Below are 26,912 nucleotides of genomic sequence, written 5' to 3' on the forward strand. Positions count from 1 at the left end.
TCCCGCCACGAGTCGCGGACCGTTTTCTTGGGGCATTCCGGATATGTCCCAACCGATGGGCCCCCGGTCGACAACCCTGACATCGAGGTGTGACATCCGGTGATTCTAGAGGAACACTCGGTAACGCGAGTCGCGGCGAGAAGCGACGTGGGACGGCGCGGAGCGCCGTCCCACGTCGGAAGCGTTGGTGCGTCTACTCGAGGTCGCTCGCGACGGCTCGGAGCATTTCGGCGATCTTCGCGCCGGTCTTGCGGTCGGGTCGCCGGCCGCGCGAGAGCGGGGGCATCACCTGCTGCTCGAGGACGCCGATCATGTCCTGCAGCAAGCTGTTCAGTTCTTCGGGCGAGCGCTTGGGCGTCTCGGCCGCCGGGGCCGCGCCGTTCTGCGGGGTGGCGACGACGTGCAGGCCCATCGCCTGGACTCCGCGGCGCGTGTCGATGATGCTGTACTCGACCTTCGTGCCCTTGGCGAGTTCTTCGACGCCCTCGGGCAGCGCGTCGCGGTGCACGAACACGTCTTTCTCGCCGTCATCGCGGGAGACGAATCCGAATCCCTTCTCGGCGTCGAACCATTTCACTCGACCACTGGGCACCGCTGAACCTCGAACTTCTCGTCTGCAGGGAACTGATGAGTCCGTCAAGCCTAGCGTGGCATGAGACGGACGGGATGGAACGATCGGGTCACGAGCCCGCTACGCCCCACGGTTCCGGTGAACCTTAAGGGATCGCCATCGTGAGCTTCGGGACCAGCCCCAGTTCGGCCGCGCCGCCGAGGAGCCGCTCGACCGCGAGCCGGCCCTCGTTGCCCAGGTCCCGCGAGAACTCGTTGACGTACAGATCGATGTGCATGCGGCACACCTCGTCCGACATCTCCTGGGCGTGCTCGGCCACATAGGCGCGGCTGGCCTCCGGGTGCGCCCAAGCGTGGTCGAGCGAGGCCCGGATCGCCGCGGTGATGGCGTCGGTGTCGAGATGGGACTTCGCGACGATGGCGCCGAGCGGGATCGGGCAGCCGGTGCTCCCCTCCCACCATTCGCCGAGGTCGACCAAGGACTGAAGGCCGTACTCGCCGTAAGTGAACCGGGCCTCATGGATCACCAGCCCGGCGTCGAAGCGGCCGGCCTGCACCGCGGGCATGATCTGGTCGAACGGCACGACCTCCCATGTCACCTCGGGCGAGCCGAGGTCGCGCAGCCACAGGTTGAACAGCATGAACGCGGTGCTGCGGTCCGAGGGAACGGCCACCCGCTTCCCCGCGAGATCGCCGATCTCGATCCCGCCGCCGGTGAGGACGAGCGGACCGCATCCGCGGCCGAGCGCGCCGCCCGCGGGCAGCAGCCGCCACTCGTCGCCGAGGTAGGGCAGGGCCGCGTAGGAGACCTTGGCGACCTCGAATTCGCCTCGCGCGCAAGCGGTGTTGGTGATGTCGATGTCGGCGAACGTCAGCCGCGTCGCCGGTGCGCCGTCGATGAGGCCCGAGGTCCACGCATGGTAGATGAAGGTGTCGTTCGGGCAGGGCGAGTGCGCCAGGTGCAGCGCCTCGGCCCGCACGGTGTCCGGGTTCGGTGCGTTCACGGCCTACAGCTCCCGCATCCCGGTGGTCAGCGTCTTCAGGGCGCCGGTCCAGTCCCATTTCTCGACGTCGCGGTCGCCGATGTAGTTGGAGACGGCGCGGATCTCGGCGAACGGCAGGCCCGCCTGCTGCGCGGCCGTGGCGACGCCGAAGCCCTCCATGGCCTCCCCGATCGCGTCGGGGTAGCGGTGGGCGAGGTTCGCGGCGAGCCCGTCGGAGCCGGTGATCGAGGAGAGGGTCAGGATCTCGCCGCGCACGCCCTCGACGGCGACCGTCAGGACGGTGTTGCAGCCGATCCGGTTGGTGCCGAAGCCGATCTCGTCGATCGGCTGGAACCGCCAGGGGAGGGCGACGCCGAGTTCGGCGGCCACCGAGTCGGTGGCGATGAGCAGGTCGCCGATCCGGGCCCGGCCGCGGAACGCACCGCAGATGCCGGCGTTCACGACCACGTCGTAGGCGCGGCCCATCTGGCTGTTCTCGGCGATGGTCCGGGCGGTGGCGGCCGCGGCGGCGGCCGGCCCGACCCCGCAGACGAGGACGTCCAGCTCATGACGGAGCGAGCGCCCGGCCTCAATGGCTTGGGCTTCCTCCGCTACCGCGCACACGACGAGAATTCGCATGGCCCAAACCTACCGGGCGTCCGGTGCGGACGGCCGCCACAGGCATCGTGGCGATCGCCTCGCGGACAGCGCAAAGCGGGCAGTTTGGGCGGGTCTTGCGTTGTAAGTGTGGGTCCGGCCTCGGTGAAGCTTGCGAGCCGTAAATTGGCGCTGCCTAAACCCTGACGCGGGGGTGCGACACTTCCGGGCCGTTCAGCTGTGGACTGTGGTGTATTCCGCTTCCCTCTCGGTGTACCGACCGCCGGGTACCGCCACTAGCTGACCTATGCTTGAAAGCGTGCCTGACACCTCTACCGCCGCCGCCAAGGCCCGCAGCCGCAAACCGCGCCTGGACCGGGTCCTCGCCGACGCCCTCGACCTGGCCCGCGAGGCCGCCGAAGAGGCCGGCGAGGGAGTCGGTGAGCACCTAGGCGTCGAAGCCGAGACCGAGCGGGTCGTCACCCACTACTTCGACTGCACCCTGTCGGGCTACCGCGGCTGGCGCTGGGCCGTCGTGCTCACCCGCGCGCCGCGCGCCCGCGTCGCCACCGTCTCCGAGTCCGCGCTCCTGCCCGGCCCCGAGGCCCTCCGCTCCCCCGCCTGGGTGCCGTGGGCCGACCGGCTGCAGGGCGGCGAGGTCGGCACCGGCGAAGTCCTGCCGACCGAGGACGACGACGACCGCCTTATGCCCGCCTACCAGCTTTCCGACGACGAGGCTGTCGAGGACCTCACGTTCGAACTCGGGCTCGGCCGCGAACGCGTGATGAACCGCGAAGGGCGCGCCGAGACAGCGCAACGCTGGTACGACGGCGACCGCGGCCCGACCGCGCCGATCTCCGAGGCCGCTCCCGCGGCCGCCCGCTGCGGTACCTGCGGATTCTTCCTGCCGCTGGCCGGTTCGATGCGCCTGGCATTCGGCGCCTGCGCGAACCTGTACTCCTCGGAGGACGCCCGCGTCGTCTCCGCCGACCACGGCTGCGGCGCGCACTCCCAGATCAGCGAATTCGTCGACACCACCCCGCAGGGCGTGGACAAGTCCGAGATCATCTACGACGACGAGGGCTCCGAGGTCCTCTGACCGCAGGCACGGCCGCGCCTTCTTTCAGCGGCCGCGCGTCGGCTTCCAACTGAGCTTCAGGTTCGGTTCCGCTTCGCTCCACCACTGAGCTTCAGGTTCGGTTCCGCTTCGCTCCACCACTGAGCTTCAGGTTCGGTTCCGCTTCGCTCCACCGCTGTGCCTCAGCTTCGGTTCCGCTTCGCTCCACCGCTGTGCCTCAGCTTCGGTTCCGCTTCGCTCCACCGAAGTGACGCCTGTCGGCCACCACCATCGCGGCCGTGCCGAGGAGCCCGATGATCACGCCCGCGAGGGCGCAGGCGCCCCACCATTCGCGGCCCGAGTCCGCCAGTTCCTCGTTGAAGAGCTGCGTCAGCACCAGCGCGACCACCCACAGTAGAGTCCCGGCTGCCGCGATCGGCGTCATCCGTATCTGCACCGCCTCCGGGGCGGGGAGTTCCGGGGTCCGCTTGACGCGCTTGTACGCCTCCCGAGGGGACGCCGACGACCCGGACGAGGCCGGTGGCTGGGAAGTTCCGTCGGTGGACACGCTGCCAATGTACGCTGCGACAGTGCCTGCGACAATCGGTCACACTGACATGAAACAGTGTCGCGTCGACATGGTCGAAGCGGGGCGCCGCGAGAAGCGTTCGAGCCGAGGCGATCCGTTATCGGCACCCCGCCGGTTGTGGTCCGCCGGTAGGGTTGGGCGTACGCTCGGATGAGCTGGCGATGCGGCGCTGACAGAAGACACGCGAGGGGTGGAAAGGCATGAGGCCGGTACGGTTCGTAGCCCTCTCAGAGGACGGTCATGCGCTGGTGCTCGCCGACGAACTCGGGAGGCTGCTCGCGCTGCCGATCGACGAGCGTGTCGCCGCCGTGGTCGACGTCCCCGAAGGCGGCAAGGCCCTCCGCGCCAAAGTAGAGGGTGCGCAGGGCAAGCCCGAGGCTTCCCGGCGTCCCATGCCGCAGCGTCCCGCCGCCGTCAGCCTCTCCCCCCGGGACATCCAGACCCGCATCCGCTCCGGTGAGAGCGCTGAGGACATCGCCGCGTCCGCGCAGGTCGCGGTCGATCGGGTCCTGCGCTACGCCGGGCCGGTGCTCCAGGAGCGCGCGATGCTCGCCCAGGCCGCCCGCCGTTCGCGGCTGGCGACCTCGGAGCGCGGCGAGCGCATGTCCAATGTGGTCGACGTGAAGCTCGGGACGCACGGGGTCGACCCCGAGGCGGTCTCGTGGGACGCCTGGCGCACCGAGGACGGCTCGTGGCTCGTGCAGGCTTCGTGGTCGTCGGGCAAGACGACCGCCAGGGCGCGCTGGAAGCTCGACCGGGCCCGCCAGACGGTGACGCCGGACGACGAGATGGCGCAGTTCCTCTCGACGCCGCTGCCGCAGCAGGTCCCCGGCCACCAGGAGACGATCTCGGAGCTCGGGGTGCGCCCGGGCGATCCGGTGCGGCCTTCGCGCGACCCGATGCACGGGCTGCGCGATCGCGACGACGACTCCTCCCATCCCGACCCGCTGCGGCGCGACCGCCTGCGCGAGGTGCTGGAGCGGCCGCTCGACGACATGGCGGGCCGCGGGAAGCGGACCTCGCAGCTGGGCCTGCCGGGCACGTCCGCGCCGGAGCAGCGCGAGACGCCGGAGGTGCCCTCGCTCGCGGTGCTGCGCCCGGGCAAGCGCTCGTCGGCCGAGGACGACATGAACACGCCGCCGCTCGCGGCGGCGGGCTCGAAGCCCCGCAACCAGCTTCCGGGCTGGGACGACGTCCTGTTCGGCGGAGCCGACCAGAAGTAGAGCGGCGGAGCCGACCAGAAGTAGAGCGGCGGAGCCGACCAGAAGCAGGGCAGCGGAGCCGACCAGAAGCAGCGCGGCTCCACCGACAACCGGCACACGCAAGCGAATCTGACGAAGGCTCGCGATCTGTTCGATCGCGGGCCTTTGTCGTACCCGTATGGGAGGGTGTCCTTTTCACTGGTAGTGGTGAAGGTGGGAACGGGCGGGTACCCGGGGCCACCCGTACGGCCGGCGGGCGGACCTTCGGGGCCGCCCCATTTTCGTGCCCGCGCACCGCCCCCGGAATTGCGAGAAGTCGGTCACGGTTACTGGCTAGCCGACCGGTAAGTAGATATTCTTGCATCTAATGTCCCCGGTCATCAGCAGCCAGCTGCATCGCACGTTCCGTGCTCTCGCCTACCCCGGCTTCCGCATCTACGCCGCCGGGCAGCTCCTCGGCACCCTCGGATTCTGGCTCCAGACCACCGCCGTCAGCTGGCTCGTCCTCGAACTCTCCGGGAACTCCGGCACCGCCCTCGGCTGGACCCTCGCCCTCCAGTTCGGCCCCTACCTCCTCTTCGCCCTCCAAGGCGGCAAGATCGCCGACAGCTTCGACAAGCGCCGCGTCCTCCTCCTGTGCTCCCTCGGCTCCGCCGCCGTCACCGCCGGACTCGCCACCGTCGTCCTCACCGGGCACATCGAGCTGTGGATGGTCTACGTCGGCATGTTCGCCTTCGGCTCCGTCGCCGTCGTCGAAGGCCCCGCCCGCCAGGCCTTCTACTCCGAACTGGTCGACCGCGATGCCCTCCCCAACGCCGTCGGCCTCGGCAGCGCCATCTTCAACATCAGCCGCATCGCCGGGCCCGCACTCGCCGGGGTGCTCATCGCGCTCACCTCCACGGGCACCGTCATCGTCATGTGCGCCGTCATCTTCCTCGGCCCGGCCCTGGCCTGCGCGGTCCTGTTGCGCCGCAGCATCTCCAACCCCGCACGCCGCGACGCCGCGGCCGGCGGGATCCGGGACGCCCTCCGCTACGCGGCCGCCCGCCCCGACATCATCGCCGTCCTCGTCGTCTCGCTCCTGGTCTCGGGCTTCACCTTCAACTTCGCGCTGACCCTCTCGATGCTCGCCCGCACCGAGTTCGAGACCGGCGCCGACTCCTACGGCCTGCTGCTCACCGCGCTCGCGGTCGGCGCGCTCGCCGGATCCCTCGCCTCCGGGCGCCGCTCGACCCGCCCGAGCCTGACGACGATGCTCACCTCCTCGGCGCTCCTCGGCGTCGGCACCCTGCTCGTGGGCTTCGCGCCCACCCTGTGGTCGGCGATGGCGCTGCTCGCCCCCACCGGCTTCGCGATGGTCTACTACGCCCAGGCCGCCAACCAGCGCGTCCAGATGGGCGTGCGCGCCGACTTCCGCGGCCGCGTCCTCAGCCTGTACATGCTGGTCTTCCTCGGCTCGACGGCCGTGTTCGCGCCCATCGTCGGCTCATTCATGGAGGCCTACGGGGCCCGCGCGGGCCTGTGGCTCGGCGGCCTCGTCGGGATCGCCACGCCGGTGGCGCTGGCCCTCGCCAAGCGTGTCCAGATCAAGCGCCGCGCGGCCTTCGACGAGGCGAACGAGCCGACAATGCGCCCCTTCGGCGACGCTTGCGAGCCGTCAATTGGCACTGCGCTGACCGGAAAGGCCATGCCGTAACCGCGTCCGGGAGTGCCGTTCACTCTTGTCCGGTGAATTCCACAGGCTGAGCTGAGCCCGCTCCGCTCGCGGCGCGAATCGTCCGTGTGCTCCCGCGCTACCCGGAACCTCCTGCGCCTCCACCGCCTCAGCAGTGCACACGAGTGTTACTTCTGCGAAATTACTGTCTCGTCCAGTGGGATTTCACTGAATGAACTGCTGAGGTTGCTGCGAGGATAGGTCACATCGTGACAGCCCCGACCGCGCCGCGTCGACACACCTCTCGCCGCAGCTCGTGTCACTGACCCCGAGTAGAGCCCCTGGAGGGAATCCAGTGAGTGCCTCCGCCACAGCGGTCCCGCAGGCCGCGACCCAGGTGCGTACCGAGCGGCTCTTCGCCGCCCTGCCGCTTCCGGACAACGCCGTCGCCGACCTCGCCGAAGTCGTCTCCGATCTCAACATCGCACGCCGCGGCGTCCCCAGCCGCCCGGGCGCTTCCGGTCCTCGGCCCGCCGCGACGCGGCTCGTCCGCTCCGGGAACTGGCACCTGACCCTCGCCTTCCTCGGCGAGGTCCCCGCCGACCGCTGCGCCGAGACCGCTGAGGTCATCGCCGCCGCGGCGAGCGAATCCGAGCCGATGCGGCTGTGCGTCTCCGGCGGCGGCCGGTTCGGACGCGGACGCTACTCGGTGGTCTACGCCGGGCTCGACGGTGACGTCGCGCCCCTGGTCGACCTCGTCCACCGCATCCGCGCCGGGCTCATCGCCGGCGGCCTGCCCGTCGACCAGAAGCAGTACCGCCCGCACGTGACCCTCGCCCGTCCCGGCGACCGCGTCACCAACCAGCAGGCCGCCCAAGACCTGCTGACCCTGCGCCGCTACTACGGCCCCAGCTGGACCGCCAGCGAAGTCGTGCTCTACCGGTCCGACTTCGGCAAGGGCCCGGTCGGCGTCCAGCCCCTCTACACGCCGATCGCGGCCGTCCCGCTCGGTTGAATCCGGAGCCGCCGGTCCCCCCGCGGACCTGCCCGCGCGGCTTAAGGGAGAAACCGCCTCGCGATCTGTGCGAAAGCACGGTTCTCGGCAGCGGTGACCGGTAGAAAGAGGGCATGTCCCACAGCGCCACCGGCACCGGCCGCCACAGCCACGTCGCGCCCCCCGCGACCCCGCGTGCCGGGAGGCCGCTCGCCCGGGTCTTTCTGCGCTCCGCCGGGATCACCGCCCTCGTCTGCTGGGCCGTGCTGCTCGTCTGGGCCTCCTTCGGGAACGGCGTGAGCTCCGGCTCCTCCGGCCTCTACATGATCGTCGGCACCGTCGGCTCCGTGCTGCTCGTCGCCGTCGTCATCACCACCGCTGCCACTCACGCCGGGCTGCGCACGATCATCACCGCGCTTCTCGCGGCGGTGTGCGCCGCGTTCGCCGGCTGGGCCGTCTACTCCTCCATGCCCGAGGCCGGACCGGGCCAGTTCATCACCCACCGCGCGGGCGTCGCGGCCCTCGCCTACGGCTTCGGTGTCGTCGGCGGCGGCCTCCTGGCCCTGTCCGAGTTCGTCGTGGAAGGCTATTCGGGCGGGCGGGCCCCCGCCCCGAAGCAGTTGCGCCGCAAGGTCGGCGTGCTCGCCGCCGCCATCGTCCTCATGCTCGCCGCCGCGTTGGCCCCCGCCATGCAGCTCTGGGCCGAGCTCGCCAACCAGGACGTGCGGGTCGGCGACGCCGCCGCCGCACAGCGCGACCCCGACGCGGGGGTCGACGGGCTCGCCGACCTCGCCGGGGTCGAGCGCTTCACCCACACCCCGTACGGGCTCCTGCGCACCGACCACCCGGCCGAACCGACCCCGCAGGCCGTCACCATGCTCGACCCGACCACGGGCGACGCGGTCTGGTACCACCGCCGCTGGAACTGGCTCTCCGCCCAGCCGCTGGTGCTCTCGCAGGCCCAGGACCTGGTCGCGATCGTCGGGCCCCGTGCCGACGGCAACGGCGACTTCCAGACCCGCATCTTGCGGACCCGCGACGGCGGTGAAGTCGACACCGCCGACTTCGACGGCTCGCCCGGCGTCCTCCTCGCCCTCGCCGAGGACCGCCTGCTCTTCGCCGAGGACGACAGCGAGGTCTTCACCGTCTACGACTTCGGCGGCCGCCTGCTCTGGGAGGCCGAGATGACCAACGGCTGCGAAGGGACCGCGGCCCAGGTCGCCGGCTCCCGCGCGCTCATGCTCGCCGACTGCGTGCCCGCCCCCGAACGGGCCGTCGCCCGCGACGTCGTGCTCGCCTTCGACCTCGACGACGGCACCATCGCCTGGCAGCAGGAGATCCACAAGAGCGCCCAGGTCGTGCCCGAGTCGTTCCTGGTCACCGAGGACACCATCGTCCTCGACAGCCGCATCGAGCACCGCGTCACCGACGGGCCCTTCTCGGCCCGCAAGTTCGAGCATCAGCTCATCTCCTACGCGATCGCCGACGGCGAGGAGCGGTGGCGGGTGGAGGGCCAGTCCTTCGGGTCCACGAACTCCTCGGCGTGCGCCGGGACGCTGCACCTGTCGCAGCCGACCGCCGCGCCCGCGCCCGGCCTGGCCGCAGACGGGGACGCGAAGGCGCAGGCCCCGACCGCGGAGCGCCGCACCATCCAGATCATCGAGTGCTTCACCGCGAAGGACCGCGAGGGCTCCTGGCTCGGCGTCCGCGCCTACGACGCCGACTCCGGCGACCCCCTGTACCGCGCCGCGGTGCAGCTGGGCTACACGCCGCTGGACCCCGAGGTCGCGCGCGGGTGGGCGACGGTGCTGCCGGACAACCGGGCGATGCTCGCCGCCGACCTCTCGCTCGACCCGACCAACCCGGACTGCCACCTCTACGAGGTCGCGGAGGGCGAGGCGACGGAGGTCGAGTTCGCCGCCGAACGGGCCGACGGCGCGGTGATCCCGGCGAACTGGTGCCACGACGCGCAGCTCAGCCCGGTCGGGACCGGCTCGGCCGTCAGCTTCGTCAAAGAGGACGGGACCCGCAGTATCGCCGTTGTGAAGTAGGCGCGGCCCGGGCCGGCGGAACGCGCGATGTCTTGGCGGTGAACGGATCCCGAACGTGTTGAATGATCAAACGGTGTGATCAGTAGACCGTCATCCGCGCATGAGTGATGCGCGAAACTGCTGTAGGGTTCTTCGCATGTGTGGAATCGTTGGATACGTCGGGGCGCGCAGCGTCGTCGACGTCGTGCTCGACGGCCTTCGCCGTCTCGAATACCGCGGCTACGACTCGGCGGGCGTCGCCCTCGTCTACGCCCCGGAAGGGGCCGACTCCTACCTGGAGTTCGACAAGAAGGCCGGGAAGCTCGCCAATCTCGAGGCGGTCCTCGCCGAGCAGGACCGCCCGCTCGAGGCCGCCTGCGGCATCGGGCACACCCGCTGGGCGACCCACGGCGTCCCCTCCGACCGCAACGCCCACCCCCACCTCTCCGCGGACGGGCGCATCTCGCTCATCCACAACGGCATCATCGAGAACTTCGGGCAGCTGCGCGCCGAGCTCGAATCCGCCGGGATCGAGTTCCTCTCCGAGACCGACACCGAGGTCGCCGCCCACCTCCTCGGCCGCGAGTACGCCGTCGACGGGGACCTCACCGAGGCCATGACCCGCGTCTGCTCGCGCCTCGAAGGCGCCTTCACGCTCCTGGCCGTGGCCGCCGACGACCCCGACACCGTGGTCGGCGCCCGCCGCAACTCCCCGCTCGTGGTCGGCCTCGGCGACGGCGAGTACTTCCTCGCCTCCGACGTCGCGGCGTTCATCGCCTATACGACCGACGCGATCGAGCTCGGCCAGGACCAGATCGTCACGATCTCCCGCGAGTCCGGCATCGTCGTCCGCGGCTTCGACGGCCAGGCCTCCGAAGGCAAGCCGTTCTCCGTGGACTGGGACATCGCCGCCGCCGAGAAGGGCGGCTTCGAGACCTTCATGGCCAAGGAGATCCACGAGCAGCCCCAGGCCGTCGCCGACACCCTGCGCGGGCGCATCGACGAGACCGGGCAGATCGTCCTCGACGAGGTCCGCATGTCCGACCAGGACTTCCGCGACATCGACAAGGTCTTCATCGTCGCCTGCGGCACCTCCTACCACGCCGGGCTCGTCACGAAGTACGCCATCGAGCACTGGACGCGCATCCCCTGCGAGGTCGAGCTCGCCAGCGAGTTCCGCTACCGCGACCCGGTGCTCGACCGCTCCACGCTGGTCGTCGTCATCTCGCAGTCCGGCGAGACCATGGACACGCTCATGGCCCTGCGCCACGCCAAGGACCAGAAGGCCCGCGTCCTCGCCATCTCCAACACCGTGGGGTCCACGATCCCGCGCGAGTCCGACGCCGTGCTGTACACGCGCGCCGGGATCGAGGTCGCCGTCGCGTCCACGAAGGCGTTCCTCACCCAGCTCGCCGCCTGCTACCTCGTGGGCCTGCACCTCGCACAGGTGCGCGGCATCAAGTACGCCGACGAGGTCTCCGCGATCCTCGACGAGCTCGTGGCCGCGCCCGGCAAGATCGCCAAGGTCATCGAGAACCTCGAGCCGGTCCGCGAGATGGCCCGGGCCAGCGCCGGGAAGGACCGCGTCCTGTTCATCGGCCGCCACGTCGGCTACCCGGTCGCGCTCGAAGGCGCGTTGAAGCTCAAGGAGCTCGCGTACCTGCACGCCGAGGGCTTCGCCGCCGGCGAGCTCAAGCACGGCCCGATCTCCCTGATCGAGGACGGCACGCCCGTCGTCGCGATCGTGCCGAGCCCGCGCGGGCGCTCGCTGCTGCACGACAAGATGATCTCCAACATCCAGGAAGTGAAGGCCCGCGGCGCGAAGGTCATCGCGATCTGCGAGGAGGGCGACGCGATCACCGCCTCCCATGCGGACTTCGTGATCGAGACGCCCGCGTCGCCGACCCTGCTGGCCCCGCTGCTGACCACGGTCCCGCTGCAGGAGTTCGCGATCGAGCTCGCCACGGCCCTGGGCCGCGACATCGACCAGCCGCGCAACCTCGCCAAATCGGTCACTGTGGAGTAACGGCCGAACATGTATGGGGCGTGCGACATCGCACGCCCCATACGCATGTGCGGGCCATTCGGTTGTCTCGCGCCCCTGCAATTTCCGGCACTTGGGCCGGTATATACGGGAGTCACTGGATTCGTCGGACTACGCTCGCGTTCGTGAGAAAACGCACCCTTATTACAGGCGCCGTGGCGGTCACCGCCGCCGGCGCCATCACCATTTCCGGAACGCTTGTGGCGCAAGCCCAAGAGACCGGCGACGAGGCCCTCGGCGCCGCCATCGACGCGATCCTGACCGACCCCAAGCTCGTCGACTCCCAGGCGAGCATCGTCGTCAAGGACGCCGCGACCGGCGAGGTCGTCTACGACCACAACGGCAACCAGCGCGCCATCCCCGCCTCCAACAACAAGATCGCCACCGTAGCGGCCGCCTTCGAGACCCTCGGAGCGGACTACACGTTCACGACCGAGGTCCTCGGTGACCGCCCCGTGGACGGCGTCGTCTCCGGCGACCTGTACCTGCGCGGCTCGGGCGACCCGTCCATGCTCCAGGCCGACTACGAGCAGCTCGCGGCCGACCTCGCCGACCTCGGCGTCTCCCAGGTCGACGGCGACCTCGTCGCCGACGACACCGCGTTCGACGCCGCCCGCCACGGCGACGAATGGGCCTGGGGCGACCTCCAGTTCAAGGACGCGATGGAGATCTCGGCGCTCACCATCGGCTCCGGCGACGACCACGCGGCCGGCACCGTCCGCGTCTTCGTCGCCCCCGGTGAGGCCGCGGGCGATCCCGCGAAGGTCACCACCGTCCCCGAAACCGACTACGTCACGATCGAGAATTCGGCGACGACCGGCACCGCCACCAGCGTGTCGATCAACCGCGACGAGCACTCGAACACGATCACCGTGTCCGGCACCGTCGCCGCCGAGACCTTCGGCACCCGCTCGGTCATCGAGCCGACCGCCATGGTCGCTGACGTCTTCGCCGACGCCCTGGCCGACAACGGGATCGAGCTCACCGGTGACATCCGCACTGGCGAGGAGACCCCGCAGGGCCCCGAATCGCTCGCCTCGCACGCGTCCGCGCCGCTGTCCGAACTCGCCGCCGCCTTGATGAAGCCCTCGAACAACTCCTACGCCGAGGCCTTCTTCAAGGCGGTCGGCCTGGCGAACACGGGTGAGGGCACCTTCACCACCGGCAAGGAGGGCGTCTACGCCGCCATCGAGAAATACGGCGTGAACACCGACCCGATCCGCCAGGTCGACGGCTCCGGCATGTCCCGCTGGGACGAGGTCACCCCGGACATGGTCACCGACCTGCTCATCGGCGCCAAGGACGCCTCCTGGTTCGACGCCTGGTACGCCTCGTTCCCGGTGGCCTGCACCGACGGCACCCTGCTCAGCCGCATGTGCAACACCGAGGCGGCGGGCAACGTCCGCGCCAAGTCCGGCACGCTCACCTCCGTGTCGGCGCTGTCGGGCTACGTGACCGACGCCGACGGCCGCGAACTGGTCTTCAGCGTCCTGTTCAACGACCACATCGCCTCCTCGGTCAAGTCCCTCGAGGACCAGATCGCCGTCGCGATCGCCAGCTACAGCCAGGACTCGACCGAAGCGGAGATCATGACCTTCGCCGAGGACGAGTCGGTCACGGAGCCCGCCAAGGAGATCCCCGGCGACATGGAGTGCTCCTCGTACGAGCCGAGCGTCTGCTAAACGCTTGAGGCACAACTGAACACGAATCGAGAGCCCGGCCGCTGCGAAGCGGCCGGGCTTCTCGTCTCTTCAGGATCCCTCGCCGAACGGTCGGGTCTGCGGGCGGCGTCCCGGGTTTAGCTGCGGCCGTAGGTGAGTCGGCGCAGCAGGACCTCGAACGGGCCTCGCATCCCCACCTTCGCCATCCATGCGGCGAGTGCCACCGTGGCGGCCCAGATGAGGACGGCGATGCCGGAGGCCGCGGCGTCGCCGAGGCCCGCTCCGAGGTTGCCGAACATCGGGGTGAAGAGCGCGGTGAACGCGACCGATTGCAGCAGATAGCAGGTGAGGGAGCGTCGGCCGCACGCGGCGAGGGCGTTCGCGATCGGTCCCCGGGCGCGGCCGGGCCGGGAGGCGATGCGGGCGATGAGGGCCGCGTAGCCGAGTCCGGCTGCGATGCCGGTGACGCTGTGCAGGGCGTAGAAGCCGATGGCCGCAGCCTGATCCGGGTGCCGCAGTTGTGTGTCCACGAGCATGAGCGGGAGTCCTCCCGAGATGCCGATCGCGATGCCCCACAAGGCGGTCCGCCGCAGGAGCGGGAGGTGGCGGCCGGGTTCGTCGAGGACGCGGCGCCGGGCGGCCCAGATGCCGAAGGCGAAGGCCGGGAGGACGCTGACGACGTAGAACGTGGCGGTCAGGGCCGACCAGACGGCGAGGCGCATCGCGACGGCCTCGAGCGGGTCGGCGATGAGCGTCGGCGAGGAGTTGGCGTGGCCCGCGGCCTCGGCGGAGGCGCCGAGCGCCGCCACGACGAGGACGTGGGCGGCGGCGGTGATCCAGGCGGTGCGGATGAGGACGTGGTCGCGGCTCCACAGGAGCCCGGTGAACACGAGGCCGATGAGGCCGTAGGCGGCGAGGATGTCGCCGAAGAACAGCAGCAGCGCGTGCGCGAACCCGAAGACGAGGAGCCAGGCACTGCGGCGGCGTACGAGCCGTTTCGCTTGGGGTGCTTCGACTCCGGCGCTCTGGCGGCGGTCGGCGAGTCGGGCGAGGCCGTAGCCGAAGAGGGCGGCGAACATCGGCAGGGCCCGGCCGTCGACGAAGAGGACCTGGAGCCCGGTGACGGCGCGGTCGAGGGCGGTGCCGTCGACGGCGTAGCCGCGCCAGCCCGTGGTCTCGTGGGCGAGGAACATGTGGGCGTGTGCGAGGGCGATGAGCAGGAGCATCAGGCCTCTGGCCAGGTCGGGTGCGAGGGAGCGTTCGCGGAGCGGGGTGCTCATAATGGCGGGCGGGGAGAGGGTCATCTCGCCTCCAAGTTTTAGGTACAGGACTGTATCTAAAATTGTAAGATACACGAATGTAGCTAAAGGGCGGGGCGGCACATGGCCGAAGGACAGACGCGCAGGCGCGGCAAGGCACTGCTCGACGCCATCTACGCCGCCGCCGTCGAAGAAGCCGCCACCGCCGGACCCGGCCGACTCACCATGGACGCCATAGCCAAACGCGCGGCCACTCCCCGCTCCACCCTCTACCGCCGCTGGTCCGACCCCACCGACCTCCTCCTCGACGCCCTCGCCGACCTCCACCCCGTCGAGCAGCCCGACCCCGGCGCCGACGACCTCCGCGGCGACCTCATCACCGCACTGCGCCTCATGTGCGACTGGGCCTTCAGCCCCGCCGGACGCGCCGTCATGGCCATCGTCGCCAACCCCGCCCGCGACCCCGCCGCCGTCGACGCCCTCTTCCAACGCGTGTTCAGCGAACGCGGCGGCACCTTCACCCAGACCGTCCTGCGCCACTACGCCGACCACGGCCACCTCGACCCCGCCCGCCTCACCCCCGTCGTCCTCGACATCGGCGAAGCCCTCGTCACCAAGCGCATGATGGACACCGGCGCCGACCCCGGCGACGCCTACCTCGCCGCCATCGTCGACCAGGCGATCCTCCCCGCCGTCGGCCTCGAACCGCCCGCCGCCTAACGGATCCGGAACCCCAAGCAGGGGAGGGCAAACCATCACTCGATGCAGTGAACCGTCCTGAAAGGGGGCGGGACGCCCGATCCCGTGGCACTCTTGGGGGGTGATCGTCGCCGTGGGCATAGATGTAGTGGCAGTGGACCGGTTCGAGCGCGTGCTCGAACGGACCCCCCACGTCGCGGAAAAACTGTTCACCGAGGCCGAACGCCGCACCCCCGACGGCCGCGCCCGCCGCACCGAATCCCTCGCCGCCCGCTTCGCCGCCAAAGAAGCCGTGGCCAAAGCCCTCGGCGCCCCCGGCGGCATGCACTGGGCCGACTGCCAAGTGCTCTCCCTCCCCGACGGCCGCCCCACATTGACCATCACCGGAACGGTGGCGGCAGCGGCCCAACAGCGTGGCGTCTCGCGCTGGCACGTGTCGCTGTCGCATGATGGCGGTATCGCTACAGCGGTGGTGATCGCCGAAACGGCATGACGGCCCACACGGCCTGAGAGGGAAAGCCATGGACGGTGCCTGGTCAGCAGCGGCGGTCCGCCGCGCAGAAGCCCAACTGATGGCGCACGTCCCACCGGGCACCCTCATGCAACGGGCAGCCGCCGGACTCGCCATCGAATGCGCACGGATCCTCAAGCGCCGCAACGGAGGCGTCTACGGATCCACGGTGGTCGTCCTCGCCGGACCCGGTGACAACGGCGGCGACGCCCTCTTCGCCGCGGCCCGCCTCGCCCAGCGCGGCGCGCGCGTCTTCGCCGTACCCGTCATGGGCGAACGCGTCCACCCCGTCGGCGCCGCCGCACTCACCCGCGCCGGCGGCCGCCTCGTCTCCTTCCCACCCGACCACTGCCACCTGCTGCTCGACGGCGTCCTCGGCATCGGCGGCAGGCCCGGCCTGCCCGGCCGCGCCATCGACCAGCTCGCCCACATCGACGCCGACACCATCGTCGCCGTCGACGTGCCCTCCGGAGTGGACGTCGACACCGGCGCCGTCCCCGCCAGCGCCGTCACCGCCGACGTCACCGTCGCCTTCGGCTCCCGCAAGCCCTGCCACGTGCTCGGGCGCGCCGCGCTCCTCACCGGCCGGCTCGTCTTCGTCGACATCGGACTCGGCCCGTACCTCGACCCGCACCCGGCGGTGCGGGTCGCCTCGGACGGCGACATCGGCCAGTGGTGGCACGAACCCGGCCCCGACGACGACAAGTACACGCGCGGCGTCGTCGGCGTGGCCGCCGGATCCGAGCAGTACCCGGGCGCGGCCGTGCTCGCCACCGGCGGCGCGCTCGCCGGCCCCTCGGGGTACGTGCGCTACGCCGGTTCCGCCGCGGAGTACGTGCGCCGCAGGCATCCGGAAGTGGTGTGCACCCAGGAGGTCAAGGAGGCCGGACGCGTCCAGGCCTGGCTCGCCGGGCCCGGCTTCGGGACCGACGAGACCGCCCTCGCCGAACTGCGGCACGTGCTCGAATCGCCCGCGCCCGCAGTGCTCGACGCCGACGCGCTGACGCTCATCGGCGAATACCCGTCGGTGCTCTCGCAGCGGGAGGCGCCGGTGGTCCTCACCCCGCACGACCGCGAGTACGAGCGGCTGTACGGTTCGCGGCCCGCCGAGGACCGGGGCGCCGCCGCGGCGGCGCTGGCGAAGCGGCTCAACTGCACCGTGCTGCTCAAGGGACACCACACGGTGGTCGCTTCGAGCGACGGCGAGGTGTGGGCGAACCCGACCGGGCGCCCGCAGTTGGCGACGGCCGGCTCGGGCGACGTGCTCGCCGGGTTCATGGTCTCGCTGCTCGCCTCGGGCATGGACGGCGTGAAGGCGGCGGTGGCCGCCGCATACCTTCACGGCCGAGCCGGAGGCATCGCAGCGGCAGGCCACCGAACGGTGACCGCCTCGGACGTGGCAAAGGCGCTCCCCGAAGCGGTCGGCGCGGTCCTGACCGCGGCCGGCACGCCCGAGGGGCGCCGCTGACCGGAAACGGTGTCGTACCCATAGGTCAGGGTTGAGGCTGTGCCAATATACGGCTCGCAAGCTTCGCCGAGGCCGGGCCCATCGATGTCCGATTTGCGGTAGGCCCTCCGTTCGCGTTCGGCGCGTTACCAGTCCTCGCCCGCGCGCATGATCTTCGAAGGGGCCAGGCCGGTCTCGTCGAGCAGGTAGGTGCGCATCGCCTCGAGTCCCGGCGAGTAGACGTGGAGGCTCACCGCGGGTTCGCTGGAGAGGTTGCGCATGCCGTGGACGGTGCGGTCGTCGACGACCGCGACCTCGCCCGCAACCAGCCGCTTTCGTTGCAGGCCAGGGAAATCGCCCGGCTGGACCGTGAACTCGGTCAGTTCGCCCGCGACCACCGCGACCGCCGCGGCCGCGGGGCGGGCGACGCCGCCGTGGTCGTGGAGATCGGTGCCCTGGCCGGGCAGCCAGGCGAGGAGCCAAGCCTCGTGGCCGGGGCCGGCGAGCACCTTGCGGGCCCACCGGCTGCCCTTGGTGAAGCGCGGGTTGAGTGTGAGGTTCGCGGCATAGAACGCGGCGAGCGCCTCGAGGCGCTCGGTGGCGAGGGAGGCGGGCGGCAGCAGCAGGCTGGAGCTCATGCGGGTGATTCGACTTTCGATGTGTCGGAACGGTTGTCGGCCGAGGGCGCGCTGAGCGGCGTGAAGAGGCTCAGCGCTGGTGACAGCGGCGACAGCGACACATCGGGAAGGTCATGCGGGCAATGGTACCAATTCCCAGCCAACTCACAGGAGCGACACACCATCGGTGGAATGCTCGTTACGCTGCGAATTTGTCACTCCCTGGGTCTTCCCGGGTGAATAGGTGCGCGCTAGGCTCATGTTCGGCCTCCCGGCGGCGCTCGTGCGCCGTGCATCCGACGGGCGGCCTCGCGCGTGTGTGTATGAGTGCACCCCGTCTCCCCATCCCGAAGGAGCGCCCTCCTCGTGAAGCAGTCGCCTGTTCTACGCAAGTGGACTTCCGCCGCCGTTGTCGGCGGTCTCATGGTCGTGGTCGGTTCCGGCCCGGCTTGGGCACAGGACTCGCCTGAGGACATCAACGACGAGATCGACGCCATGGACGACGACCTCGCGGTGGCCGTCGAGGAGTACAACCAGCTCGCCCAGGAAGTGGACGACAACCGCCAGCTCATCGACGACACCGAGGCGAACCTGCAGACGGCCGAGGCGGAGCTGAACGTGTTGCGCGACCAGCTCGCGGACTTCATCGGCGAGACCTATGTGGACCAGGGCATCGGGGACGCGGCGATGCTGCTCGACTCGGGCACCCCGGAGGCGTTCGTCGAGCGCCTCGACAGGCTGAACTCCGCGAACCTCTACAACTTCGACCTCATGGACGACCTGCGGGCCGCCTCCGAGGAGTACTCGGCCCAGGTCGACCTCCTCACCGACCTGCAGGCCGACCTGGAAACCGAGCAGGCGGAGCTGCAGAAGGCCGCCGACGACCTCACCGAGCGGATGTCCGATCTCGAAGAGGAGTGGAAGACCGCCGCCGGCGAGGAGGTCGTCGAATACGACCTGCCGCACATGTCGAACGAGCAGTGGACCGTCGTCGACTTCGCGCTCGACCAGATCGGCGAGCCGTACGTGTGGGGCTCGGACGGACCGGACTCGTGGGACTGCTCGGGCCTCATGCTCGGCGCCTACGCGCAGGCCGGGATCAGCCTGCCGCACAACGCGGCCGCGCAGTGGAACGAGGTCGCGCACATCAGCGAGGACGAGCTCCAGCCGGGCGACTTCGTGTTCTACAACGGCCTCGCGCACGTGGGCATGTACATCGGCAACGGCCTGATCGTGCACGCCCCGAACTCGACCACCGTCGTGAAGGTCGTCGAGGTCCACCACGGCAACAGCTACTACGGCGCGGGCACGCTCCTGCACTAGCCGACAAGACGGTTCAGGCCCCGCGATCTGATCGCGGGGCCTTTTCCTTGTCCTGGAAGGCGAGCCGTCACCTGGGCCGGCGAGAGCCCTTGATTCGGCCCCTTGGCGAGGCTTGCGGGCCTAAGCTCGGGTCGCAGCGGACCACGAGGATCGCGATGTCGTCCCGGGGCGATTCGGGGGAGAACGCCTCGACGGACTCCAGGAGCGCCGTGGCGATCTGTCTGGCGCCCTTGCCCGCCGCGTCGCGCACCGCACGCTCGATGCGCTCGTGGCCGTACATGGCCGCGCCGTCGCGGCGCTCGGTGACGCCGTCGGTGAAGAACACGAGGGCGTCCCCGGCGTCGAGGCGCACCTCCACGGGGTTGACCTTCACGTCGGGGAAGAGCCCGACGGCGGTGCCCTCCTTGCCGACCCAGGCGGTCTCGCCGTCGGCGCGCAGCAGCAGCGGCTTCTCGTGGCCCGAGAGGCACAGCGTCGCGTTGAGCGAGCCGCTCGCGTCGCGGTCGAGCAGAGCCGAGGCGATGGTCGCGTAGCGCATGTCGCCGGGCTGCTCGAGGAGCGTGGCGTTGAGCAGTTCGAGGGCGCGCGGCAGCGGGCGGCCGTCGCGGGCCATGACCCGCAGGACGTCCCGCACGACGCCGGTGACCGCGGCGGCCTGCGCGCCCTTGCCGCACACGTCGCCGATGGCCACCCACAGGCGGTGGTCGGGCAGCTCGGTCGCGTCGTAGAAGTCGCCGCCGACCTCGGTGCCGATCACCGGGCCCGGCCCGGACCCGGGCTGGCGGCGCGCGGTGGCGGGCAGGTATTCGGCGGCGAAGGACACCCCGGTGACGTCGGGGAGCGAGCCCGGCATGAGCGCCGCCTGGAGTTCGTGGGCGACGGCCTGGCGTTCGGCGTGGATGCGGGCGTTGTCGAGGGCGAGCGCGCTGCGCTTGGCGAGGTCGGCGACGACGGCGCGCTCCTCGGAGGAGTGCTGGCGTTCGACGTGCCGCCCGACGGTGAGGACCCCGATGGTGGCGCCGCGCGCCGACAGGGGCACGGCGATGCCGTCGAGGCCGCGCGGCACCGGCAGCTCCATGCCGGTCCAGCCGTCGGTGGCGAGTGCGGCGGCCAGGGCGGGGGCCGCGCCGTCGAGCTTGAGCCGCAGGTGCTCCAGTTCGGACTCTTCGGCGTGCGTGAGGGACGCGAGGCCCAGGTCGCCGCCGTCGCCGGTGAGGTGGACGGCGGCCCAGCGGCCGAGCTGGGGGACGATGAGCTGCGGGATGAGCGCGACGGTGAGGTGCTCTTCGAGTGAGTGGGCGAGGAGCTCGCCGGCTTCGGCGAGGTAGGTGAGCCAGCCGGAGCGGCGCTGCTCGTCGGTGCGCATCCGGTCGATCTGGACGGCGAGGGCGATGCGCTCGGCGACGAGTTCGGCCAGGGGCCGCCAGGACGGCTCGGGGTCCCCGGCGAGGAGGAGCTTGCCGCAGGCGGGGGCCGTGAGCGGGAGCGGGACGGCGACGGCGATGTTGCCGACGTCGCCGAACTTCGCGAGGATCTGCGCGCCCGTGCCGTCCCCGGCGTCGTATTCGATCGCGCCGCCGGCCGCGGCCGTGGCGTCGTGGCAGCGGGCGAGGAGCTCGGTGACGATCTGGTCGACAGGCAGCCGCGACTGGAGCGCGGGGGCGACGGTGAGGAGCGCGGCGAGCTGGTTCAGGTCCGGCAGGCCGGCGTCGGTCTCGGCGTCCGGGTCGGGGCGGGTGGCGGGGCGCGCGTCGGGGTCGCGGTCGATGCGGAACCAGATGGACTTGCCGGTCTGGTCGTGCGTGGTGCCCCAGGAGGACGCGAAGCGGTCGACCAGGAGCAGGCCGCGGCCGCCCTCGGCGGTGACCTCGGGCATCGCGGTGTCGAGCGTGTCGATGCCGCCCGAGCGGTAGTCGGTGACGGTGACGCGCACGCCGATCGGGTCGGCGGCGACGGTGAGGTTGATGTCAGTGCCGGCGTGGACGACGCCGTTGGTGGCCAGCTCGGTCGTGAGCAGCAGGGTCTCGTCGAGCAGCTCGGTCAGGCCCGCTTCGGTGAGCACCGCGCGCACGGCGGCGCGGGCTGCGGCGGGGGAGCGGTCGTCGGCCGGGAGCCGGAGGCGCCGGGCGAACCTCTCGGGGTACGTCACGGGCCCCAGTCTATGCCGTTCCGGGCGCCGCCCGCGCCGCCGCGTCGCAGTCCTGGACCGCGAGTGGAGGCCCGGTGGAGGGCCCGGGCGGTGTCTTTGGGCGGCATAGGGAAAGCGAAGCGGCGGCCGCCCGGAGGGGCGGCCGCCGCTCAGGAGTCGATCCGTGCGCTCTCGTACGTCACTGGATCTGGACGGCGTCTACTCCCAGTCGGCCCGCGGTCCTCCACTGAACTCGGACTCCGCGGGCGCGCCGCAACCAATCACACGCACCACAGGAGACAGCGGTTGCGAACTTCTGTCAGTTTTGTTTCGATGACGTGGGGTGACGGAACACAATGCCCTGAGTAACCTGCCTTCACGTTTGCCCCATTCATGTGACAACCTGTTAGTCAAGCCTGTCTCCGCAGCTGAGGAACCACGCCATGACGGACACCGTTTCCCGTACAGCGAGCCCCACCGATGAGTCCGACCTGCTCCGAAGCCTGGCCGACGCGCTCGGCGCCGTCGAGCGCGGCGACTTCTCAGTGCGGCTGCCCCGGGGCGAGGGCCTGGCCGGGGAGGTCGTCGACCGGTTCAACGCCGTGGTCGAACAGGCCGACCGGCAGACCCGCGACCTCGCGCTCATCGCCCGCGCCGTCGGGCAGGAGGGCTCCTGGAACCACCGGCTCGTCATCGAGCACCTCGACGGCGGCTGGTCCGAAGGCGCCGCCAGCGTCAACCGCCTGGTCGAAGAGCTCGTGCGCCCCACCATCGAGCTGGGCCGCGTCCTCGAAGCGGTCGCCGCGGGCGACCTCACCCAGGAGGCCGTGCTCGAGATCGAGGGCAAGCAGCTGCGCGGCGAGTTCCGCCGCCTCGGCGAGACCGTCAACCAGATGGTCGGGCTCCTGCGCTCCTTCGCCGGGGAGGTCACGCGCGTGGCCCGCGAGGTCGGCACCGAAGGCCAGCTCGGCGGGCAGGCCGACGTCCAAGGCGTCTCCGGCACCTGGCGGTCCCTCACCGACGCCGTGAACACCATGGCCTCCAACCTCACCGAGCAGGTCCGCTCCATCTCCACGGTGACCCAGGCCATCGCCGCGGGCGACCTCGGCCAGACCATCACCGTCAAGGCCTCCGGCGAGGTCGCCGAACTCGCCGACACCATCAACTCCCTCACCGCGACCCTCCGCGTCTTCGCGGGCGAGGTCACCCGCGTCGCCCGCGAGGTCGGCACCGAAGGCCGCCTCGGCGGCCAAGCGGACGTGCCGGACGTCTCCGGCACCTGGAAGGACCTCACCGACTCGGTGAACGACATGGCCTCCAGCCTCACCGACCAGGTCCGCGACATCGCCAAGGTCACCAGCGCCGTCGCCCGCGGCGACCTGGGGCAGAAGATCGCCGTGCCCGCCCAGGGCGAGATCCTGGAGGTCAAGACCACCGTCAACACGATGGTCGACCAGCTCTCCAGCTTCGCCGACGAAGTGACCCGCGTGGCCCGCGAAGTGGGCACCGAGGGCCGCCTCGGCGGCCAGGCGCAGGTGTTCGGCGTCTCCGGCACCTGGCGCGACCTCACCCAGAACGTGAACCAGCTCGCCTCCAACCTCACCGAGCAGGTCCGCTCGATCTCCAACGTGACCGCCGCCGTCGCACGCGGCGACCTGACGCAGAAGATCGCCGTCGACGCGCAAGGCGAGATCCTGGAGGTCAAGACCACCGTCAACACGATGGTCGACCAGCTCTCCAGCTTCGCCGACGAGGTCACCCGCGTGGCCCGCGAGGTCGGCAGCGAGGGCCGCCTCGGCGGCCAGGCGAACGTCCAGGGCGTCTCCGGCACCTGGAAGGACCTCACCGAGAACGTGAACCTGATGGCGTCGAACCTGACCGCCCAGGTCCGCAACATCTCCTCGGTCGCCACCGCCGTCGCCACCGGCGACCTGTCACGCCAGATCACCGTCGACGCCCGCGGCGAGATGCTCGAGCTCAAGACCACCATGAACTCGATGGTCGCGCAGCTCTCCCAGTTCGCGGACGAGGTCACCCGCGTGGCCCGCGAAGTGGGCACGGACGGCCGCCTCGGCGGCCAGGCGAACGTCCAGGGCGTCTCCGGCATCTGGGAGGCGCTCACCGACAACGTGAACTCCATGGCCTCCAACCTGACCGCCCAGGTCCGCAACATCTCCTCGGTCGCCACCGCCGTCGCCCGAGGCGACCTCAACCGGCAGATCACCGTCGACGCGCAAGGCGAGATGCTCGAACTCAAGACCACCATGAACACGATGGTCGCCCAGCTCTCCCAGTTCGCCGACGAGGTCACCCGCGTCGCCCGCGAGGTCGGCACCGACGGCGTGCTCGGCGGCCAGGCGAACGTCCAAGGCGTCTCCGGCACCTGGAAGGACCTCACCGAGAACGTCAACTCGATGGCCTCCAGCCTCACCAGCCAGGTCCGCGACATCGCCTCGGTCACCACGGCCGTCGCCCGCGGCGACCTGACGCAGAAGGTCACCGTCGACGTCCAAGGCGAGATGCTCGAACTCAAGACCACCGTCAACACCATGGTCGAGCAGCTCTCCAGCTTCGCCACCGAAGTCACGCGCGTCGCCCGCGAGGTCGGCGTCGAAGGCAACCTCGGCGGTCAAGCCGAAGTCGCCGGCGTCTCCGGCACCTGGCTCGCCCTCACCCGCAACGTGAACTCGCTCGCCGCCACCCTCACCCTCCAGCTGCGCGCCATCGCGAACGTCGCCCACGCCGTGGCCCGAGGCGACCTCACCCAGTCCGTCGACTTCGAGGCCGCCGGCGAGATCGCCGACCTCACCGAGTCGATCAACCAGATGATCACCGCCCTGCGCGACAAGACCCGCCAGAACACCGACGCCGACTGGCTCAACTCCAACCTCGCCCGCATCTCCTCGCTCCTCCAGGGCCGCAGGGGCGTCGAAGAGGTCACCCGCATGGTCCTCGACGAGGTCACGCCGCTCATCGACGCGCAGACCTCCACGTTCTACGTCCGCCACGAGGACGTCTCCGGGCACGTCACCTACCGCCTCAACGCCGTCTACGGCCACCCCAACCCCGGCGAGAAGAAGCTCATCGAGGACAACGAGGGCATGGTCGGCCAGGCCGCCGCCTCCAAGCGCACCATCCACCTGCACGACATCCCCGAGGGCTACCTCGAGATCTCCTCCGGGCTCGGCCAGGCCACGCCCACCGACCTGATCATCCTGCCCGTCCAGTTCGGCGACAAGGTGCGCGGCGTCATCGAGTTCGCCTCCTTCAACACCTACTCGGGGCTGCACAAGCGGTTCCTGGACGCCCTCGCCCCGAACGTCGGCGTCACGCTCGCGACGATCGAGGGCAACGCCCGCACCGAGGTGCTGCTGCGCGAGTCCCAGCGCATGGCGCAGGAACTGCGGGCGCAGTCGAACCGGCTGCAGGAGACCAACGTCGAGCTCGAAGAGAAGGCGCAGCTGCTCTCGGCGCAGAACAAGGCGATCGAGCTGAAGAACGAAGAGGTCGAGACCGCCCGCAAGGACATCGAGGAGAAGGCCTCGCAGCTCGCGCAGGCCTCGAAGTACAAGTCGGAGTTCCTCGCGAACGTCTCGCACGAACTGCGCACCCCGCTGAACTCGCTGCTGCTGCTCGCGCGCCTCCTGTCAGAGAACTCGGACGGGAACCTCTCGGAGCGCCAGATCGAGTTCGCGCGCACGATCTACAACGCGGGCACCGACCTCCTGACACTCATCGACGACATCCTCGACCTGTCGAAGATCGAGGCCGGCCGCATGGACGTCTCGGTGCACCCGGTGGACCTCGCCGAAATCCTGGGCGACATCGAGTCCGCGTTCCGGCCGCAGGCCGAGGACAAGGGCCTGGAATTCGCCGTCGACGTCGGTGCCGGTGTGCCGCAGCTGATGCAGACCGACGGGCAGAAGTTCCAGCAGGTCCTGCGGAACCTCCTGTCGAACGCGGTCAAGTTCACCCGGGTCGGATCGGTGACGCTCGCGGTGCGGCGCGTCCCGGCGGACCTGCGCTTCGACGCCCCGCACCTGAACGCGGCCGGCGAGCGGCTCGCGTTCAGCGTCATCGACACCGGCATCGGTGTCGCCGAAGGCAAGAAGGGCATCATCTTCGAGCCGTTCCAGCAGGCCGACGGCACCACGAGGCGCACGTTCGGCGGCACCGGGCTCGGGCTCTCGATCTCGAAGTCGCTCTCGCTCATGCTCGGCGGCGACGTGTACATCGAGCACACCGGCGACGCCGGCTCGAAGTTCACGTTCGTCGTGCCCGTAGAGATCGACGCCGACGGCGACTACACGCCGATGCGCTCCGAACTGCCGGTCGTCCGCGAGCCCTCCCCGGGGATCCTCACGGGCGCACCGGAAACGCCGTCCTCCTCAGCCGCCGCCCAGCACCTCGAAGGCGCAACGGTCCTCATCGTCGACGACGACATCCGCAACGTCTTCGCCCTCACCGCGGCGCTCGAACTGCACGGCATCGACGTGCACTACGCGGAGAACGGCGCGGACGGCATCGACGCGCTCCAGCACCACCCGGGCATCGACATCGTCCTCATGGACTCGATGATGCCGGGCATGGACGGCAACGAGACCACGCGCGTCATCCGCCGCATGCCGCAGTTCGCGGACCTGCCGATCGTGTTCCTCACCGCGCAGGCGCTGGCCGAGCAGCGGGAGAAGTCGGTGGAGGCCGGCGCGAGCGCGTACCTGACGAAGCCGGTGGACCTCGACCTGCTGCTCGACACCATGTCGCAGTGGATCGGGACCGAGCCGGGGGCGAACGGGCGCCACGCTGCGCGAGGCGGCGCACACGGGGCCGCCCCCGGTCGTGGGCACGCGGGCTCCGAACGCGACAATGGCGAACCGACCGTTGGAGGCACCGCATGAGCACCGCCCGCGTCCTGCTCGTTGACGACCGTTCCGAGAACCTCCTCGCACTCGAGGCCATTCTCCAAGGGCTGCCGGTGAACACGATCGCGGTCACCTCCGGCGAGGAGGCCCTCAAGCGGCTCCTGTCGGAGGATTACGCGGCGATCCTCCTGGACGCGCAGATGCCGGGCATGGACGGGTTCGAGACGGCGCGGCACATCAAGCAGCGCGAGAAGACCCGCCACACCCCGATCATCTTCCTGACCGCGGCCGACCGGGACGCGCACCTGGCGATGCGCGGGTATTCGGTGGGCGCGGTCGACTACATCACGAAGCCGTTCGACCCGTGGATGCTGCGCACCAAGGTGAAGGTCTTCATCGACCTGTGGTCGCAGGGGCAGGCGCTGCGCCAGACCTCCGAGCGCACCAAGGACCTGCGCGAGCGCGAGGGGCACCTGACCCGGCGCCTCGACCAGGCCCGCGACGCCCTCGCCGCCTGGCGGGAGGGCCGCGAGGCCGACCCGGAGATCGACCGGATCTTGGCGCTGCTGGAGACGAGTTCGGCTTAGGCGCATACTGAAGAGGTTCGACCGCGGAATGGGCCCCCGGTTCAAACCCTGACCCACGGGTACGACATCCCTGGTCGCGCGGTGTTCGAACAGCGCCA

Annotated in this window: 20 protein-coding genes; 13 read left to right on the top strand and 7 right to left on the bottom strand. The window is 70.5% G+C overall.

The features are described from left to right. Window positions 1–193: 193 nt before the first annotated feature. The 3 genes from ACFO8M_RS18445 to mqnB all read right to left on the bottom strand — a co-directional run bounded on the left by ACFO8M_RS18445 (window position 194) and on the right by mqnB (window position 2,192). Window positions 194–592: a cold-shock protein gene (locus ACFO8M_RS18445; RefSeq protein WP_387978253.1), complete on the bottom strand. Its 399-nt coding sequence runs from the start codon at window positions 590–592 to the stop codon at window positions 194–196. 124 nt (window positions 593–716) lie between these two features. Continuing rightward, on the bottom strand, window positions 717–1,535 hold the full coding sequence (locus ACFO8M_RS18450) for a 1,4-dihydroxy-6-naphthoate synthase (RefSeq protein WP_387978499.1): 819 nt from the start codon (window positions 1,533–1,535) through the stop codon (window positions 717–719). A gap of 42 nt (window positions 1,536–1,577) precedes the next feature. Beyond that, window positions 1,578–2,192: a futalosine hydrolase gene (gene mqnB, locus ACFO8M_RS18455; RefSeq protein WP_387978255.1), complete on the bottom strand. Its 615-nt coding sequence runs from the start codon at window positions 2,190–2,192 to the stop codon at window positions 1,578–1,580. A 277-nt stretch (window positions 2,193–2,469) separates the two neighbouring features. On the opposite strand from mqnB, the gene ACFO8M_RS18460 reads away from it, so the two are divergent. Continuing rightward, window positions 2,470–3,249, top strand: coding sequence for a DUF3027 domain-containing protein (locus ACFO8M_RS18460; RefSeq protein WP_387978256.1), 780 nt, complete (start codon window positions 2,470–2,472; stop codon window positions 3,247–3,249). Between the two features lie 196 nt (window positions 3,250–3,445). Here ACFO8M_RS18460 and ACFO8M_RS18465 read toward each other — a convergent pair whose 3' ends face one another. Then, window positions 3,446–3,775: a DUF2530 domain-containing protein gene (locus ACFO8M_RS18465; RefSeq protein ID WP_387978258.1), complete on the bottom strand. Its 330-nt coding sequence runs from the start codon at window positions 3,773–3,775 to the stop codon at window positions 3,446–3,448. A 221-nt stretch (window positions 3,776–3,996) separates the two neighbouring features. On the opposite strand from ACFO8M_RS18465, the gene sepH reads away from it, so the two are divergent. From sepH to dacB, 6 genes are all read left to right on the top strand, one after another. Next, complete coding sequence (gene sepH / locus ACFO8M_RS18470) at window positions 3,997–5,019, top strand: septation protein SepH (RefSeq protein WP_387978260.1); 1,023 nt, start codon at window positions 3,997–3,999, stop codon at window positions 5,017–5,019. 346 nt (window positions 5,020–5,365) lie between these two features. Next, on the top strand, window positions 5,366–6,694 hold the full coding sequence (locus ACFO8M_RS18475) for an MFS transporter (protein ID WP_387978262.1): 1,329 nt from the start codon (window positions 5,366–5,368) through the stop codon (window positions 6,692–6,694). Between the two features lie 313 nt (window positions 6,695–7,007). After that, window positions 7,008–7,667, top strand: a complete 660-nt coding sequence (gene thpR / locus ACFO8M_RS18480) for an RNA 2',3'-cyclic phosphodiesterase (RefSeq protein ID WP_387978264.1) — start codon at window positions 7,008–7,010, stop codon at window positions 7,665–7,667. Window positions 7,668–7,780: 113 nt separating this feature from the next. Beyond that, a complete protein-coding gene (locus ACFO8M_RS18485; protein WP_387978266.1) occupies window positions 7,781–9,697 on the top strand; it encodes an outer membrane protein assembly factor BamB family protein in 1,917 nt (638 codons plus the stop codon). Window positions 9,698–9,833: 136 nt separating this feature from the next. Next, the gene (gene glmS / locus ACFO8M_RS18490; protein ID WP_387978268.1) at window positions 9,834–11,702 is read left to right on the top strand and encodes a glutamine--fructose-6-phosphate transaminase (isomerizing); all 1,869 of its coding nucleotides are present in this window, start codon (window positions 9,834–9,836) and stop codon (window positions 11,700–11,702) included. Between the two features lie 143 nt (window positions 11,703–11,845). Then, a complete protein-coding gene (dacB, locus tag ACFO8M_RS18495; RefSeq protein WP_387978270.1) occupies window positions 11,846–13,402 on the top strand; it encodes a D-alanyl-D-alanine carboxypeptidase/D-alanyl-D-alanine endopeptidase in 1,557 nt (518 codons plus the stop codon). 116 nt (window positions 13,403–13,518) lie between these two features. Here the strand turns inward: dacB and ACFO8M_RS18500 are convergent, their stop codons facing one another. Next, window positions 13,519–14,685: a DUF418 domain-containing protein gene (locus ACFO8M_RS18500; RefSeq protein ID WP_387978271.1), complete on the bottom strand. Its 1,167-nt coding sequence runs from the start codon at window positions 14,683–14,685 to the stop codon at window positions 13,519–13,521. A 78-nt stretch (window positions 14,686–14,763) separates the two neighbouring features. On the opposite strand from ACFO8M_RS18500, the gene ACFO8M_RS18505 reads away from it, so the two are divergent. The 3 genes from ACFO8M_RS18505 (at window position 14,764) to ACFO8M_RS18515 (ending at window position 17,318) form a co-directional block, all read left to right on the top strand. After that, entirely contained in the window at window positions 14,764–15,360 is a 597-nt protein-coding gene (locus tag ACFO8M_RS18505) for a TetR/AcrR family transcriptional regulator (protein WP_387978273.1), read from the top strand. Between the two features lie 100 nt (window positions 15,361–15,460). Further along, window positions 15,461–15,832, top strand: coding sequence for a holo-ACP synthase (locus tag ACFO8M_RS18510; protein WP_387978274.1), 372 nt, complete (start codon window positions 15,461–15,463; stop codon window positions 15,830–15,832). A 28-nt stretch (window positions 15,833–15,860) separates the two neighbouring features. Next, a complete protein-coding gene (locus ACFO8M_RS18515; RefSeq protein WP_387978276.1) occupies window positions 15,861–17,318 on the top strand; it encodes an NAD(P)H-hydrate dehydratase in 1,458 nt (485 codons plus the stop codon). Between the two features lie 125 nt (window positions 17,319–17,443). Here the strand turns inward: ACFO8M_RS18515 and ACFO8M_RS18520 are convergent, their stop codons facing one another. Next, the gene (locus tag ACFO8M_RS18520) at window positions 17,444–17,935 is read right to left on the bottom strand and encodes a cysteine dioxygenase (RefSeq protein WP_387978277.1); all 492 of its coding nucleotides are present in this window, start codon (window positions 17,933–17,935) and stop codon (window positions 17,444–17,446) included. Window positions 17,936–18,280: 345 nt separating this feature from the next. Between ACFO8M_RS18520 and ACFO8M_RS18525 the strand changes: the two genes are divergently transcribed. Further along, the gene (locus ACFO8M_RS18525) at window positions 18,281–19,237 is read left to right on the top strand and encodes a C40 family peptidase (RefSeq protein WP_387978279.1); all 957 of its coding nucleotides are present in this window, start codon (window positions 18,281–18,283) and stop codon (window positions 19,235–19,237) included. Window positions 19,238–19,304: 67 nt separating this feature from the next. On the opposite strand, the gene ACFO8M_RS18530 is transcribed toward ACFO8M_RS18525, so the two are convergent. Beyond that, the gene (locus tag ACFO8M_RS18530; RefSeq protein WP_387978281.1) at window positions 19,305–21,386 is read right to left on the bottom strand and encodes a SpoIIE family protein phosphatase; all 2,082 of its coding nucleotides are present in this window, start codon (window positions 21,384–21,386) and stop codon (window positions 19,305–19,307) included. 422 nt (window positions 21,387–21,808) lie between these two features. On the opposite strand from ACFO8M_RS18530, the gene ACFO8M_RS18535 reads away from it, so the two are divergent. Then, entirely contained in the window at window positions 21,809–26,263 is a 4,455-nt protein-coding gene (locus ACFO8M_RS18535) for a HAMP domain-containing protein (RefSeq protein ID WP_387978283.1), read from the top strand. Next, window positions 26,260–26,814 (top strand): response regulator, encoded by a 555-nt coding sequence (locus tag ACFO8M_RS18540; protein WP_387978285.1) that lies wholly within the window; start codon window positions 26,260–26,262, stop codon window positions 26,812–26,814. The genes ACFO8M_RS18535 and ACFO8M_RS18540 overlap by 4 nt, the downstream gene beginning before the upstream one ends. Window positions 26,815–26,912 lie beyond the last annotated feature (98 nt).

The organism is Glycomyces rhizosphaerae, from assembly GCF_042647865.1.
GTDB classification, from domain to species: Bacteria; Actinomycetota; Actinomycetes; order Mycobacteriales; family Micromonosporaceae; genus Glycomyces; species Glycomyces rhizosphaerae.